The 12,738-nt window shown below is 42.8% G+C and carries 14 protein-coding genes; 11 read left to right on the forward strand and 3 right to left on the reverse strand.

Annotated elements, in window-relative coordinates:
• Nucleotides 1–2: 2 nt before the first annotated feature.
• Entirely contained in the window at nt 3–896 is an 894-nt protein-coding gene (locus ACDZ28_RS19515; RefSeq protein WP_375102549.1) for a helix-turn-helix domain-containing protein, read from the reverse strand.
• A 141-nt stretch (nt 897–1,037) separates the two neighbouring features.
• Between ACDZ28_RS19515 and ACDZ28_RS19520 the strand changes: the two genes are divergently transcribed.
• The 8 genes from ACDZ28_RS19520 (at nt 1,038) to ACDZ28_RS19555 (ending at nt 7,845) form a co-directional block, all read left to right on the forward strand.
• Nucleotides 1,038–1,658 carry a DapH/DapD/GlmU-related protein gene (locus ACDZ28_RS19520; RefSeq protein ID WP_042126328.1) on the forward strand — a complete coding sequence of 207 codons (621 nt, stop codon included), beginning with the start codon at nt 1,038–1,040 and terminating at the stop codon, nt 1,656–1,658.
• Between the two features lie 110 nt (nt 1,659–1,768).
• On the forward strand, nt 1,769–2,200 hold the full coding sequence (locus tag ACDZ28_RS19525) for an MATE family efflux transporter (protein ID WP_375105380.1): 432 nt from the start codon (nt 1,769–1,771) through the stop codon (nt 2,198–2,200).
• Nucleotides 2,094–2,951, forward strand: coding sequence for an MATE family efflux transporter (locus ACDZ28_RS19530; RefSeq protein ID WP_375102550.1), 858 nt, complete (start codon nt 2,094–2,096; stop codon nt 2,949–2,951). Before ACDZ28_RS19525 ends, ACDZ28_RS19530 begins: the two co-directional genes overlap by 107 nt.
• Nucleotides 2,952–3,003: 52 nt before the next feature.
• On the forward strand, nt 3,004–3,387 hold the full coding sequence (locus ACDZ28_RS19535) for a VOC family protein (RefSeq protein WP_042126332.1): 384 nt from the start codon (nt 3,004–3,006) through the stop codon (nt 3,385–3,387).
• Nucleotides 3,388–3,430: 43 nt separating this feature from the next.
• The gene (locus ACDZ28_RS19540; protein WP_339290280.1) at nt 3,431–4,078 is read left to right on the forward strand and encodes a sugar O-acetyltransferase; all 648 of its coding nucleotides are present in this window, start codon (nt 3,431–3,433) and stop codon (nt 4,076–4,078) included.
• 513 nt (nt 4,079–4,591) lie between these two features.
• Entirely contained in the window at nt 4,592–5,986 is a 1,395-nt protein-coding gene (locus ACDZ28_RS19545) for an ammonium transporter (protein ID WP_042126336.1), read from the forward strand.
• A 39-nt stretch (nt 5,987–6,025) separates the two neighbouring features.
• Nucleotides 6,026–7,099, forward strand: a complete 1,074-nt coding sequence (locus ACDZ28_RS19550) for a DUF294 nucleotidyltransferase-like domain-containing protein (protein WP_042132052.1) — start codon at nt 6,026–6,028, stop codon at nt 7,097–7,099.
• Nucleotides 7,096–7,845, forward strand: coding sequence for an exonuclease domain-containing protein (locus tag ACDZ28_RS19555; protein ID WP_339290281.1), 750 nt, complete (start codon nt 7,096–7,098; stop codon nt 7,843–7,845). The genes ACDZ28_RS19550 and ACDZ28_RS19555 overlap by 4 nt, the downstream gene beginning before the upstream one ends.
• Here ACDZ28_RS19555 and ACDZ28_RS19560 read toward each other — a convergent pair.
• Nucleotides 7,827–8,303, reverse strand: a complete 477-nt coding sequence (locus ACDZ28_RS19560; protein WP_339290282.1) for a M67 family metallopeptidase — start codon at nt 8,301–8,303, stop codon at nt 7,827–7,829. The genes ACDZ28_RS19555 and ACDZ28_RS19560 overlap by 19 nt on opposite strands.
• Before the next feature lie 195 nt (nt 8,304–8,498).
• Between ACDZ28_RS19560 and ACDZ28_RS19565 the strand changes: the two genes are divergently transcribed.
• A complete protein-coding gene (locus ACDZ28_RS19565; protein ID WP_339290284.1) occupies nt 8,499–9,062 on the forward strand; it encodes a TlpA disulfide reductase family protein in 564 nt (187 codons plus the stop codon).
• A 95-nt stretch (nt 9,063–9,157) separates the two neighbouring features.
• Here ACDZ28_RS19565 and cimA read toward each other — a convergent pair whose 3' ends face one another.
• On the reverse strand, nt 9,158–10,777 hold the full coding sequence (gene cimA / locus ACDZ28_RS19570; RefSeq protein WP_042126343.1) for a citramalate synthase: 1,620 nt from the start codon (nt 10,775–10,777) through the stop codon (nt 9,158–9,160).
• A 179-nt stretch (nt 10,778–10,956) separates the two neighbouring features.
• Here cimA and ACDZ28_RS19575 point away from each other — a divergent pair, with 179 nt between their 5' ends.
• Together ACDZ28_RS19575 and ACDZ28_RS19580 are read left to right on the forward strand one after the other, a co-directional pair.
• Nucleotides 10,957–12,288, forward strand: a complete 1,332-nt coding sequence (locus ACDZ28_RS19575) for a DNA polymerase IV (RefSeq protein WP_375102551.1) — start codon at nt 10,957–10,959, stop codon at nt 12,286–12,288.
• Between the two features lie 160 nt (nt 12,289–12,448).
• The gene (locus ACDZ28_RS19580) at nt 12,449–12,691 is read left to right on the forward strand and encodes a ferredoxin (protein ID WP_042126345.1); all 243 of its coding nucleotides are present in this window, start codon (nt 12,449–12,451) and stop codon (nt 12,689–12,691) included.
• The last annotated feature ends 47 nt before the right edge of the window (nt 12,692–12,738 follow it).

A 12,738-nucleotide genomic window follows, 5' to 3' on the forward strand; every position in this document is an offset into this window, starting at 1 on the left:
GGTTATGAATGGGAGGGGGTTCGAACTTTTTTTCGGTAATTCTGAGGTGTCAAACCGGTCTTATTACGAAATACAGATGAAAAATAGCTCGCACTTTGAAATCCGCAATTCATCGCTATTTCACTAATCGACCGATTAGTTCCCAATAGCATCTCGGAGCCCTTTTGAATTCGATATTGCACCAGATAAGTATTAGGGGTTTGGCCAATGAACGTGCTAAACAACTCGCAACATTTACTCCTGCAAACAGACCCGGCGGTAGCGATGTCATCTAGGGTCACTCTAAGGTCAAAGTTATGATGAATAAATCCCGTCATTTTCCAAACGGCAATCCGTGACTGGTCATTATTTATCTGCCCGGGAACCCGCTGTATATGATCTCCGACGTCTGCGCAAAGGGAGGCAGCCAGTGAAAGAAGACGTAGTGGCTTGCAAGGATTACTGTTCATTTCTTCATAAATCCGATGTAAGGAATGCAGAATTTCCTTTCCCCACGTGCTTTGCGAAGTAATCATAATATAGTCTTCAGTATCAGAATCAAATTTCTCTTCCCAATAGACTTTGCCTACCTGTGTGTTTACTCCGAGTAATGAAGGATGGATAACAACGACAATGAATGTACAATTCAATTTTTTGCTGGAAAAGCCGTAATGCATACGCTTACTATTGATGAAAATTCCGTTACCTCGTTCAATCAAAACAATTTCTCCATTTACAAAATACTCCATCTGCCCATCTAGCACTAAAATAAATTCCAAGTCCTGATGCCAATGGCATGCTGCTGCATATTTATCGAAATGATTCAGTGATCCTTTTCGGACGTACAGCGGAAAATCAGGAAGATTATAATTTAGTTCTTCGGATAAATCGGAGAATACTTCCAGTTCAACACTCACAACTACAGCTCCCTTAAACCAAATACGATATTAATAGAATTATATTTGATTTCGGTGGTTAGGACTACAAGGAAATTATACAATTTTGATATTGCACGACAATAATACAAAATCCAAAAGATTTTATAAGGAGCCAGAAAGATGACGATGAGAGAACGTATTGCCTCCGGTAAACTATTTACTGATTATTGTGAAGGACTGCCTGAAGACAGAGTAAAGGCGAAAAGAAGAATGCATGCCTTTAATTTAACGACGCCAGATGATCTAGATAAGCGTACACAACTCATTCAAGAAATATTTGGAAAAGAAACGAAGGCGTGGATCGAGCCACCTTTTTATTTTTGCTATGGTACAAACATTGAGATTGGAGATGGAACGTACATTAATTTTAATTGTAATTTTGTTGACGACACTAAAATTATTATTGGAAAAAATGTTATGTTCGGTCCTGCTGTAACCATTGCTACAGTAGGACATCCAATCCATCCGGATTACAGAGGATATATGTATGCTGAACCAGTGGAAATTGAGAACAATTGTTGGATTGGGGCGAATGTTACAATTTGTCCTGGAGTCACGATTGGTGAAAATACTGTCATTGGTGCCGGCAGTGTTGTAACAAAAGATATTCCGGCTAACTCCATTGCTGTTGGCAATCCATGCAGGGTGATGCGCACCATTAATGAACACGACCTAAAATACTATTACAAGGACAAAGAGATCACTGAGGAAGATCTGGATGAAGAAGCGCGCTTGAGATGAGAGATAAGCAATTCAATCGCCAATTGCTTAATTTGGTCATTCCGATTGCTTTACAAAACCTCATTTCATCGTTAGCTGGGCAAATTACATTTGTATTAACACTGTTTTATATGGGATTGGCTGCAGGGGTAGGGATTTTGACTGCTCAGTATTGGGGGAAGCAAGATTTAATGACAATTGAACGGGTCTTTAGTATCGGATGTACGATGTCTATTATTATATCCACTATCTTTTTTGTGATATCGCTGTTGATGCCGGATCACTTAATGAGTTTTTTTACAAATGACGACACGTTAATACGATATGGATCGAGTTTTTTGCGAGTGATCTCGTTCTCCTATCTGATAAGCGGAATATCTCAAATGTACTTTAGTGTAATTAGAAGCATGGAAAATGCCCGAGTGAGTGCCTGGATCAGCTCTATGTGCCCTTGTATTGAACATTCTCTTGAATGTAATAAGTATTTTAATACTTTATCCGGATCAGCCAGAAAAGGTTATCGTAGCCGTTGCTTTCTCGACAGTTCTGGCACGTATCGTTGAATTTGGCTGCTGTATCATCCACTCGATCAAAGCTGGTTTAAAGTTTAGGTTACCTTTACATGACATGGTTCAGCGTAATTTGATTAAGGATTTTCTGAGGTATACACTACCCGTTCAAGGAAACTATATTGTTTGGGGATGTGCATTAACTGTGACATCTGCAATTATTGGACATATCAATGCGGATATGGTCGCTGCAAATTCAGTTGCCTCGGTCGTTAAGAATCTGGTTATTGTATTATGCGGAGGTCTTGCAAGTGGGGGTTCCGTACTTGTTGGTAAATATTTAGGCAATGGCGAAATTGAAATGGCTAAAAGAGCTGGGAAAATATTGAATGTATATGCTATATGGTTTGGAATCATTGCAGGTATCACCATGCTATTACTGAAGCCTTTGGTGTTTATGCTTGTCAATTTGGATGATCAAGCACAAATATATTTGAGTGGAATGCTGCTGGTCTGTGCTTATTGTTGTATTCCGAAATCAATAAACTCCACGACGATTGGAGGAATATTTGTTGCTGGAGGGGATTCCAGATTTGGATTTTGGTGTGACACGATTGTAATGTGGGGCATCATATTACCGCTGGGATACATGAGTGCATTTGTGTGGCAACTCTCCCCTCTAACGATATTTATTATCCTCAATTTAGACGAGGTTATTAAAGCTCCGATTGCCTTAATACGTTATTTTAAATATAAATGGCTTAACAATATTACGAGGGACCTCACATGGAGTAAGTGTCGATGAAGGTTCTAATTTACAGAAAAAGAAAGATTAATAAAAACGAAAGGAGATTTTCATGAAAATTGAACATATTGCTATGTATGTACAAGATTTAGAAAGCTGTAGACAATTTTATAGCAAATTCTTTAATGCTAAGTCAAATAGTCAATACCATAATCCCAAAACTGGATTAAGGACCTATTTCCTCATGTTTGAGGGTGGTGCAAGATTGGAGATTATGAGTAGACCGGATATGGTAGAAGGCGTTCATGATCTATTGCGGACGGGCTTAACTCATTTAGCTTTTAGCTTAGGCAGTAGGGAACAAGTAGATCTGCTAACCAAGCAATTGGCGGAAGCGGGGTTTAGAACGTTAAGTGGGCCGCGGACCACTGGTGACGGATATTATGAAAGCTGTATAATTGGGCCAGAAAACATTCAAATTGAACTTACTGTCTAATAATGAATTCTTGATTACATGTAGCTCAAGAAAACTAAAAGAGGTGAAGAATTTGACAGAAGAAGAGCGAATATTCAAAGGGATATTATACAATCCAGGAAACGTAGAATTAAAGCGTAAAAAGCTTCTCGCCCACAATTTGAGTAGTCAATATAGTCGAACATTTGAGGATCAGACAGAGGAACGGGAGGAGATATTGTCACGGTTACTTGATAGCATGGGTGAGCATTGTTTTATCCAGGGTCCTGTGTTTTTTCATTATGGTGTGCATACGAAAATTGGTAATCATTTTTTTGGAAACTATAATCTTACAGTACAGGATGATGCACAGGTTACGATAGGTGATCATGTTAGTTTTGGGCCTAATGTAACCATCGTTACACCTGTTCACCCATTCGTCGCCTCCGAGCGTAGACAAATGCTTGATCAAAATGGTGATGCTGCGGTATTATGCTACGCTAAACCTGTTAGCATTGGTAACGATGTTTGGCTCTCAGCCAATGTAACTGTATGTGGAGGGGTTACGATTGGAGATCGATGCGTAATAGGTGCAGGTAGTGTCGTGACTCAGGACATTCCAGAAGATTCTTTTGCAGCAGGTGTACCGTGTAAATTAATCCGTAAAATAACTAACTTGGATAGCATGAGACATAAACCGGACATACTCACAGATTGCCGTATAATTGAGTAGAGAAGAAATGTAGCAGAATCCATTTACTTTCTAAATTGTTCATTCAGAGGGCACCCGCGAGGGTGTCCTTTGTTTGTTTACGCCTTGTGGTACCTTCTATTGATTTGAACCCTCAAAAGGGGCGAACTCAAGCTTAGACTAGAACAAAGGTGTCGACTCGTGAGATCGAATCAGCGGAAACAGAGGCAAATGCGCGGATCGAGGTACGCGAAATGAATTTGAGATCTAAATATTACATCATATGTTATGTTTATATAGAGAAATGGAGAAGGAATTCAATAAAAAGGTAATATCAGGGGGTATATTCACGTAGTTATTTCAATGATTATGTGGCTGTATGGGTCCAAAATACTGAGACAGTCCAAGCGTACTATGGAGATTTTGTGTGCTTGATGAAAATAAATTAAAAACATTCCCAAAAATAGTCTTGTCAATTTACCTGACTTCTGATTATAATGACATTAAGAGTTTCACGATTTGTTAGAAAATATAACATTGGGGAGTGGGGTAAAAATGAAAAAGAAATGGTTGATGATGTTACTGGCCATGATTACACTGATGGTTTATCCGGTAAGTGCTTTTGCAGCAGACGGTCCGACAAACGCAGATTTGCAAATCGGGTTGGACACTGCGTTCACCTTCCTGGCATTCATTTTAGTTTTCTTTATGCAAGCGGGGTTTGCAATGCTTGAAGCAGGTTCAGTTCGAATGAAGAATGCAGGTCACGTAGCCGGTAAGACGGTACTGACACTGGCCATTGCGAGTCTTTGCTTCTGGGCTGTTGGCTTTGGTCTTGGCTTCGGTAACGGTAACGGCTTCTTCGGAACTACAGGCTTCTTGTATGGCGGAGATTCAACAGCATCTTCATTTGAATCACTTGCATTTTCTGATGTTACTTTAAATGTTAAATTCTTGTTCCAAATGGCCTTTGCAGCGGTTTCCTTAGCTATCGTATCTGGAGGTATGGCAGAACGTGCAAAGATTAGTGTGTACATTATATTCGGAATTTTATTCTCAATCGTAATTTATCCTGTCGTAGCGCACTGGGTATGGGGTGGCGGTTGGTTGGCTGAGCTGGGAATGCAAGATTATGCGGGTTCCACGGTTGTCCATCTTACAGGTGCAACTGCAGCGGTAGTAGCGACCATATTGCTTAAGCCACGACTTGGCAAGTTCAATAAAGATGGTAAACCGGTCATTATTCCAGGTCATAACCAAGTATTCACTGTACTAGGTGTGATTATCCTCTGGTTTGGTTGGTTCGGATTCAATCCAGGTAGTGCTTTGTCCCCAATGGGAGGTTTCTTTGGTCACGTAGCATTAACTACGAATATCGCAGCAGCAGCAGGCGGATTGGCAGCTTTGATTGCTTCTTGGTTGTATTTTGGTAAATCTGATATTCCTGCAATGCTGAATGGTGTTCTAGCTGCGCTGGTTGCAATTACTGGAGCATGCGCTTATGTTGAACCATGGGCAGCAATTATTATTGGATTGGTTGCAGGTGCGTTCACATTCATGACTTCCCAATGGCTGGAACGTGCAGGGCTTGACGATCCGATCTATGCTTTCTCTGTACATGGTATTGCGGGAATGTGGGGGGCGGTTTCCACAGGTCTATTCGCTGTACCGGAGCTGATTACTAAAGGTGGCTTGGTAGGGGAAGCTGGATTGTTCTACGGTGGCGGTTTCCACCAACTGGGTGTTCAAGTACTGGGGGTAGTTGGAACTTTTGCTTTCGTAGCTGTACTTTCTTTCATCATCTTGTATGTAATGAAGGTGACGATCGGACTTCGTGTTACGGAAGAAGAAGAATTGATGGGTCTGGATATCAGTGAGCATGGTACTTACGGATACCCTGAACAAATGAAATTAATCGCTGAATCGGAATCCAAAACCCTTAAACAATAATATTAATCCTCAGACAGGGAGGCGGACCGTGTGGCTTCGATGGAGTTAACAGATGAGTATAATGATGAAAGCTTTAGGACCATCGTCTTAGCCGGTTCGCCACAGGAGCTTAAAGAGAGGCGAATTGCTTGCCAAAGTATTCTGCTTGAACAGTTAAATGTGATTCCAATTGAGGAATGGATGTTTCGTGTGAATACGATGCATGATCTTATTGCACAGACTGCGGTACTCATATGTGAGGCGCAAATGAAAGAGGCGGGCTATGGCCCGCCTCCCTGTGCTTATTCCTTTATTGTGTTTGGCAGTAGTGGGAGGCAGGAGGCTACGCTGTGGAGTGATCAGGATAATGGACTGATCGTTGACGGTGAGCCAGATGGTGAGAAGAATAGATATTTTGAATTTTTTGGAACGATATTATCCGATCTGCTTGAAGAGGTAGGATATGAGAAATGTGCAGGGAAGGTCATGTGTTCCCAAGGGATGTGGCGGAAGACCTTATCTGAATGGATGGAGCAATTGAAGGAATGGAGAACCCAATTGGAATGGGAGCCTATCCGGTATCTTATCATTTCTTCAGATATGCGCCATGTTGCAGGAAGTGCTGAGTTATCAGCGCTGTGGCAAGAGGCTTTTTATGAAGGCTTTGTTGACAACGAAAAGTTGTCCGTTGCCGTTCTTCGTAATACAGTCCGCCATAAAGCGACTTTGAATCTGCTGGGACAGGTGTTGACAGAGCGCTTTGGTGATTATGCAGGTGGATTTGATATTAAGTATGGGGTCTATATCCCATTAGTAAATATTGTTAGACGATTGTCATTATTGCATGGAATTAAAGCTAACTCGACCTTAGAGCGAATTGAAGAGCTTGATAAGCTTCACAAGTATCAACATTTGGATAATATTCGGCGAGCTTTCTTGCTGGCGATGCGGATGCGAGTGAACACACCATTTAGTGTCCAGGATGGACTGTTAATCAGCAGTGATTATGTTGCTGAAAGTGAACTGAAGAATAAGCAGCTGTTGTCTGAGCTGCGAGAAAGTCTGCTGCTTGTTAGACGTCTTCATCGGGCGTTGCAGCGTCAGCTCCGCTCAGCGGAAAGGTGGCGAACATGAGGGAGCCGAACAAGAATGGGGGATTTTGGAATAACCTGAGACAAGGCGGAATGCCGTCGGCGATCGCTTCGATGAAGGGTGGAGAAACGGCTCATCAGACTGCACAGCAAATGGCCTATATCCGATCACTCATGCGTGAAAAGCGTCGTCCTGAGGTGCTGCGTACCCCGCTGTCAGAACTTGAGACTGTTATATTTGACTTAGAGACGACGGGATTCTCTCATCAGCATGGGGATGAAATTATGTCGTTTGGTGCAATTAAGGTTGTTGGAGAGAATATTAAGGAAGATGAATGCTTTTATACCTTGGTGAATTGTCAGACGACTATTCCAGATGATATTACGAGGTTAACAGGGATAACGGAAGAAATGACACAATCCGCCCCCTCCTTAATAGATGGTCTTCACAATTTTATGTCCTTTGTCGGGCAAAATGTGCTGGTGGCACATGCAAGCTCTCATGATAAAGCTTTTCTTAATGCTGCGTTATGGAAAACTTCTAAAGTTCAGCTTACACACCGGGTGCTGGATACGATGATGCTTGCACGTTGGCTCGAGCCGCAGCGTAGCAACTATACACTCGACGAGCTGTTAAATGTCCATGAAATTCCGATTCGTGGACGTCACAATGCATTAGAAGATGCCAAAATGACAGCCCAACTATGGGTGGCTTATCTTCGAGAAATTTCGGAGCGGGGTCAAGTAGATACCTTAGGTGATTTATATGCTTATTTGAGTAGAACGTGAAGCGGGGCTTGAATTAATTCAGGGACAGGTGTTCCTTGTTCATTTGAATACCGCTCAATATAAAATCCATTCAGAATTGGAGAGCAACCATCTTTAATTCTGGGAGAACCGATAAGGTAGATCTTAAATTCAGGCCCTAGTGCTGCTAATCCTTTATAATCAGCGAGCGAGGGTATTGGTTCTGAATTTGGATGGGAATGAAATAAACCGATGAGTGTCGGCTCATTGTAAAGGACATGAATCCACTCTTCAGGGTGGGGAGTAAATGTGTGCAGCGGGTCTGGCGCTACGTTGCGCATAGGTACGTAAGTATCGATGAGCATGCCACCCGCTGCGGCAGCACCCAGCAGGACTCCGCATGCTTCATGCGGATAACTGGACAGCAGGTGCTTCCCCAGCGCTTGCTGTACGGAATGTTTCAGTCTTATAGGCTGAATATTTCCCTGTAATGTTGCCATTTGTTCACCCCTCTCTCTTCATTAGGGTTTCGTCGCTGACGGAACCCTCTTTTTTGTATGAAAATATGTGTACAAGTTTCTTGCTATACAAAAATTTTTATATTTCTATTTCTCTAAAAAATGGATGGTTTGAAATTGAAGTTAATGAGGGTACAATAGTAGAAAACTATTCCATTTGAAAAGGAACAGATCCCAATGAAAGCAGTAAATAAATTAAATATCACGATAGTGATTCTTATTGTATGCGTAGCAGGGTTTGCGGTGTGGCATAATCGTGAGCCGAAGGCTGTCGCTGTTTTTGGACAGCAAGATGAGCCACCGATGAAAATTGGGCCTAGGGCTGGACTGCTCGCGCCTTCATTTTCACTCCAAGGAACGGATGGAACTATCTATGCTGTTAACGGTCCGCGTGAGAAGGCGGTCCTCGTTAATTTCTGGGCATCCTGGTGTGATCCCTGCAAGCAGGAAGCTCCTGAGCTTAATGCCATGGCGGAAAAGTATAAGGATGTTCTAGATATTTACGGTATTAATGTGAGCAGTCAGGATTATAAACCTAATGCAGAACGTTTTATCAAGAAATACGGTCTTGTATTCCCGGTTATGTTTGATGTGAAAGATGAGGTATATAGCAAATATAACGGAGCTGTATTTCCAACCAACGTGCTTATTGACAAGAATGGAGTCATCTCAGAAATTATTTTGGGCATTCTTAGTCCGGAAGAGCTGGAGAAGAAAATAATCAAGCTTACAGGACCATAAAGGATCTACACCTAGAATTATAAAAGGCCCCCTTCATTACAGTTGGACTGTTGAAGGGGGTTCTTCGTCATATGAATGCTTATAAACGATATGAATTAATGATTTACCAGACCTCTAGGTTCACTACTTGCAGAATTTTCATTGTCCAGCGAGAGTTGATTCAGAAGTGCGTAACGCATACTGTCAACAAGTGCTTCCCAGCTTGCTTCAATGACGTTACTGGAGACGCCAACCGTACTCCAAGTGTCTGTGAAGTTCTTAGATTCAATCAATACTCGTACCTTTGCCGCAGTCTGATCCTGTTCATCTATTACACGAACTTTATAGTCGGATAGATGCATATCTTTCAACTGCGGGAAGTAAGTCTGCAGCGCTTTACGAAGAGCGTTGTCGAGTGCGTTGACCGGACCGTTACCTTCAGCAGCGGTATAGAGGTTCTCATTGCCCACTTTCAATTTCACGAAGGCTTCAGAGACTACGGGATGCTCTGCGGTTTTTTCGACTAACATCTTGAAGGATTCAAAAGTGAAGGTTTCGTTCATCTCACCGGTAGCTTCCCGAAGAAGAAGCTCCAGTGACGCATCGGCACCTTCAAATTGATAACCTTGATGTTCCATCGTTTTGATCTTTTCGATCACCCGGCGAGCTTGCTCACTGCTTGGGTCCAGATTTAAACCCATATCCTGCGCTTTGGAGAGCACGTTGCTCTGTCCAGCCAGTTCAGAGACCAGGACGCGTTGCTTGTTGCCGACAAGCTCAGGAGCGATGTGCTCATAGGTCCGTGAATCACGCATGATGGCGGAGACATGGATTCCACCTTTGTGTGCGAAGGCTGCATTTCCAACGTATGGCTGGTTTACCGGCATATTAACATTGGCTACTTCACTGATGTAGCGTGCTGTGTTCGTTAGCTGTGGTAATGAATCACCAGGAATACAGTGGTACCCCATTTTGAGCTGAAGGGTAGGGATGATAGAACATAGATTGGCATTGCCACAACGTTCACCGTACCCATTGATGGTGCCTTGAACTTGCCGTGCTCCAGCTCCGATGGCGCTAAGGGTATTAGCTACCGCCAACTCACAGTCATTGTGAGTGTGAATTCCGAAATTCGCTCCTGGGAGTTGTTGACTCAGAGTAGTAACGATCTCATGAATTTCAAATGGTAATGTTCCACCGTTGGTATCGCACATCACAAGCCAATCTGCTCCGGCTTCCCTGGCTTTGGACAGAACGGCTGCTGCATATTCAGGGTTGTTCTTGTACCCGTCAAAGAAATGCTCGGCATCAAAAATCACTTCTAGGCCTTGACGTTTCAAGTAGGATATGGAGTCGCCAATCATGGCGAGATTCTCCTCAAGTGTAGTTTGTAATGCAGTGTGCACATGAAAATCCCAAGATTTTCCGACGAGTGTAGCAGCAGGAACCCCTGCATCAATCATACGTTTTAAATTGTCATCGTTTTCGGCCAAGGAATTCTTCCGCCGAGTGCTGCCGAACGCTGTAATTTTGGCGTTCAAATGAAGCTCCTTGACTCTTTTAAAAAATTCAATGTCTTTATTGTTGCTTCCCGGGATGCCACCTTCAATATAGTGCACACCCAGATCATCGAGCTTCTTGGCAATCTTCAGCTTGTCGTCAGCCGACAGACTGATACCTTCACCTTGGGTGCCGTCGCGTAATGTAGTATCGAAGATGGAGATGGACTTAGACATGAGTGTCCTCCTAAAAGTTTTGTAAGCTTCGTCTTCCGGATTCACTTCGTGCAAAACTCACATCGGAAGCATTGGCAAGGGAAATGAATTTATATATTATAGCATTTTTACGCGGGAATGTAACAAAGAACTTTACAGCCACTAAAGTTGACCTAACCGCAGCGGAGAGGTATTCTAAATTGGACAATAGAGACCCTGAAGATAAGAAGGTAGATATTGTGCAGAATGTTGATCAGTATTATCCAACGAGTGGCAGGGTCATCCTGCATGTGGATATGAATGCTTTTTATTGCTCGGTGCATGAGGCAGAGGACCCGGACCAATTCAGAGGTAAGGCTACTGCAGTTGCAGGTAGTGTTGAATTACGGAAAGGGATCATTGTTACTTGTTCGTATGTCGCCCGCAGATTGGGGATCTCGACGGGTATGCAGGTACAAAAGGCACTTCGGATTTGTCCATCGCTTATCGTTATTAAGCCGGACTTCCATTTATACCGGAAATATTCTAATGCTTTTATGCAGATTGCCTATAGCTATACACCTTTATTGGAAGCAGTGTCGATAGATGAATGTTACTTAGATATCACGGGCTCCAGGCAATTCGGTACTCCTATGGAAATTGCGGAAACTATCCAACGACGTATAATGGAAGAATTGGGTTTGCCGTGCTCTATTGGTATTGCCCCAAATAAGCTGCTGGCGAAGATGGCCTCCGATTTAAAAAAACCAAATGGTATATCGGTACTGCGGCTTCGTGATGTTCCTAAGATTTTATGGGACAAGCCATGTAATGAAATGTTTGGTATAGGTGGAAAAACAGCAGAAAAGCTTCGAAAGCTGGGTATTTACAGTATTGGTCAATTAGCAGCAGCGGATGAGAAAATGCTCGTTGAGAATTTTGGAGTTATGGGCTCATGGCTAAAGCGTGCAGGGAACGGCATCGATCATGGGATAGTAAATCCTGAGCGAGAGCAAAGTAAGTCGATCGGACACACCACCACACTGCCGCGGGATGTCGTTGGCCTTGCTGAGGTACGACCCATTTTGCTGAATTTAAGTGATCAGGTAGCCCGGCGCTTGCGTAAGCAGGGGCTTGTTGCTTCTGGTGTTCAGCTTACCATTCGAACGCCAGATATGAAGACGATTACTCGCTCGCGTCAGCTTGAGGCACCTTCAGAGAGTGGTGAAGATATCTACAAGTCTGTTTGTGATCTCTATGTTCGACATTGGAATGGTGAGAAGCCAGTTCGACTGCTTGGTGTGACATTGCAAGGATTGATCGCTAAAGAGGAATCTGCAATTCAACTGGATTTGTTCGATTACGAACGTCAGCCAAAGAAAGAATCACTGACCAAGGCTATGGATATGCTGCGCAATAAATTTGGTGAAAATGCAGTTTTGACCGCCGGGATGTTAAGTGATGCTCATTCTGCAAGGCTTCGTAATCATAAAGAACGTGGTACCTCGCTGCAAAAGGATAATCTGCTATCTGTTGAGCCGGATAATGAGTGACAAGAACGTTCTTTGACGTGTCAAAATATATGCCGTAGATTGCGTCAGAAATGCAAACGTATTGAAAATCAATTGAAATTGTATTCTTTTTATATTAATATGAGAAAAATAAGACGCTGGTTCAACAGCGCAGTATTGCTCAACGGGAGGCAGAGAAAAAATGGCTAAGTACACTTGGGTCGAAAAAGACACTTGTATCGCTTGCGGTGCATGTGGCGCGACGGCTCCTGATATTTTTGATTACGATGATGAAGGTTTGGCGGAAGTTATTTATGAAAATGACGGAAACCACGGTGTGACAGCGATTCCGGATGATTTGTTTGATGATCTCCAAGATTCCTGTGACGGTTGCCCAACCGACTCCATTAAAATTGCGGACGAACCTTTTAACAAAGAAGGTTAATTACTCGATAAAGAGTAACGTACGACACAACATAAAGACATCTCCTT

This window comes from Paenibacillus sp. RS8 (genome assembly GCF_041956825.1).
Lineage (GTDB): Bacteria > Bacillota > Bacilli > Paenibacillales > Paenibacillaceae > Paenibacillus_AQ.

Coding starts and splice junctions, on each gene's coding strand:
- ACDZ28_RS19560 (WP_339290282.1), bottom strand. CDS start 8,303: ATGGCAACATTACAGGGAAATATTCAGCCTATAAGACTGAAACATTCC.
- ACDZ28_RS19525 (WP_375105380.1), top strand. CDS start 1,769: ATGGGATTGGCTGCAGGGGTAGGGATTTTGACTGCTCAGTATTGGGGG.
- ACDZ28_RS19550 (WP_042132052.1), top strand. CDS start 6,026: ATGGAGTTAACAGATGAGTATAATGATGAAAGCTTTAGGACCATCGTC.
- ACDZ28_RS19580 (WP_042126345.1), top strand. CDS start 12,449: ATGGCTAAGTACACTTGGGTCGAAAAAGACACTTGTATCGCTTGCGGT.
- cimA (WP_042126343.1), bottom strand. CDS start 10,777: ATGTCTAAGTCCATCTCCATCTTCGATACTACATTACGCGACGGCACC.
- ACDZ28_RS19555 (WP_339290281.1), top strand. CDS start 7,096: ATGAGGGAGCCGAACAAGAATGGGGGATTTTGGAATAACCTGAGACAA.
- ACDZ28_RS19520 (WP_042126328.1), top strand. CDS start 1,038: ATGACGATGAGAGAACGTATTGCCTCCGGTAAACTATTTACTGATTAT.
- ACDZ28_RS19535 (WP_042126332.1), top strand. CDS start 3,004: ATGAAAATTGAACATATTGCTATGTATGTACAAGATTTAGAAAGCTGT.
- ACDZ28_RS19545 (WP_042126336.1), top strand. CDS start 4,592: ATGAAAAAGAAATGGTTGATGATGTTACTGGCCATGATTACACTGATG.
- ACDZ28_RS19565 (WP_339290284.1), top strand. CDS start 8,499: ATGAAAGCAGTAAATAAATTAAATATCACGATAGTGATTCTTATTGTA.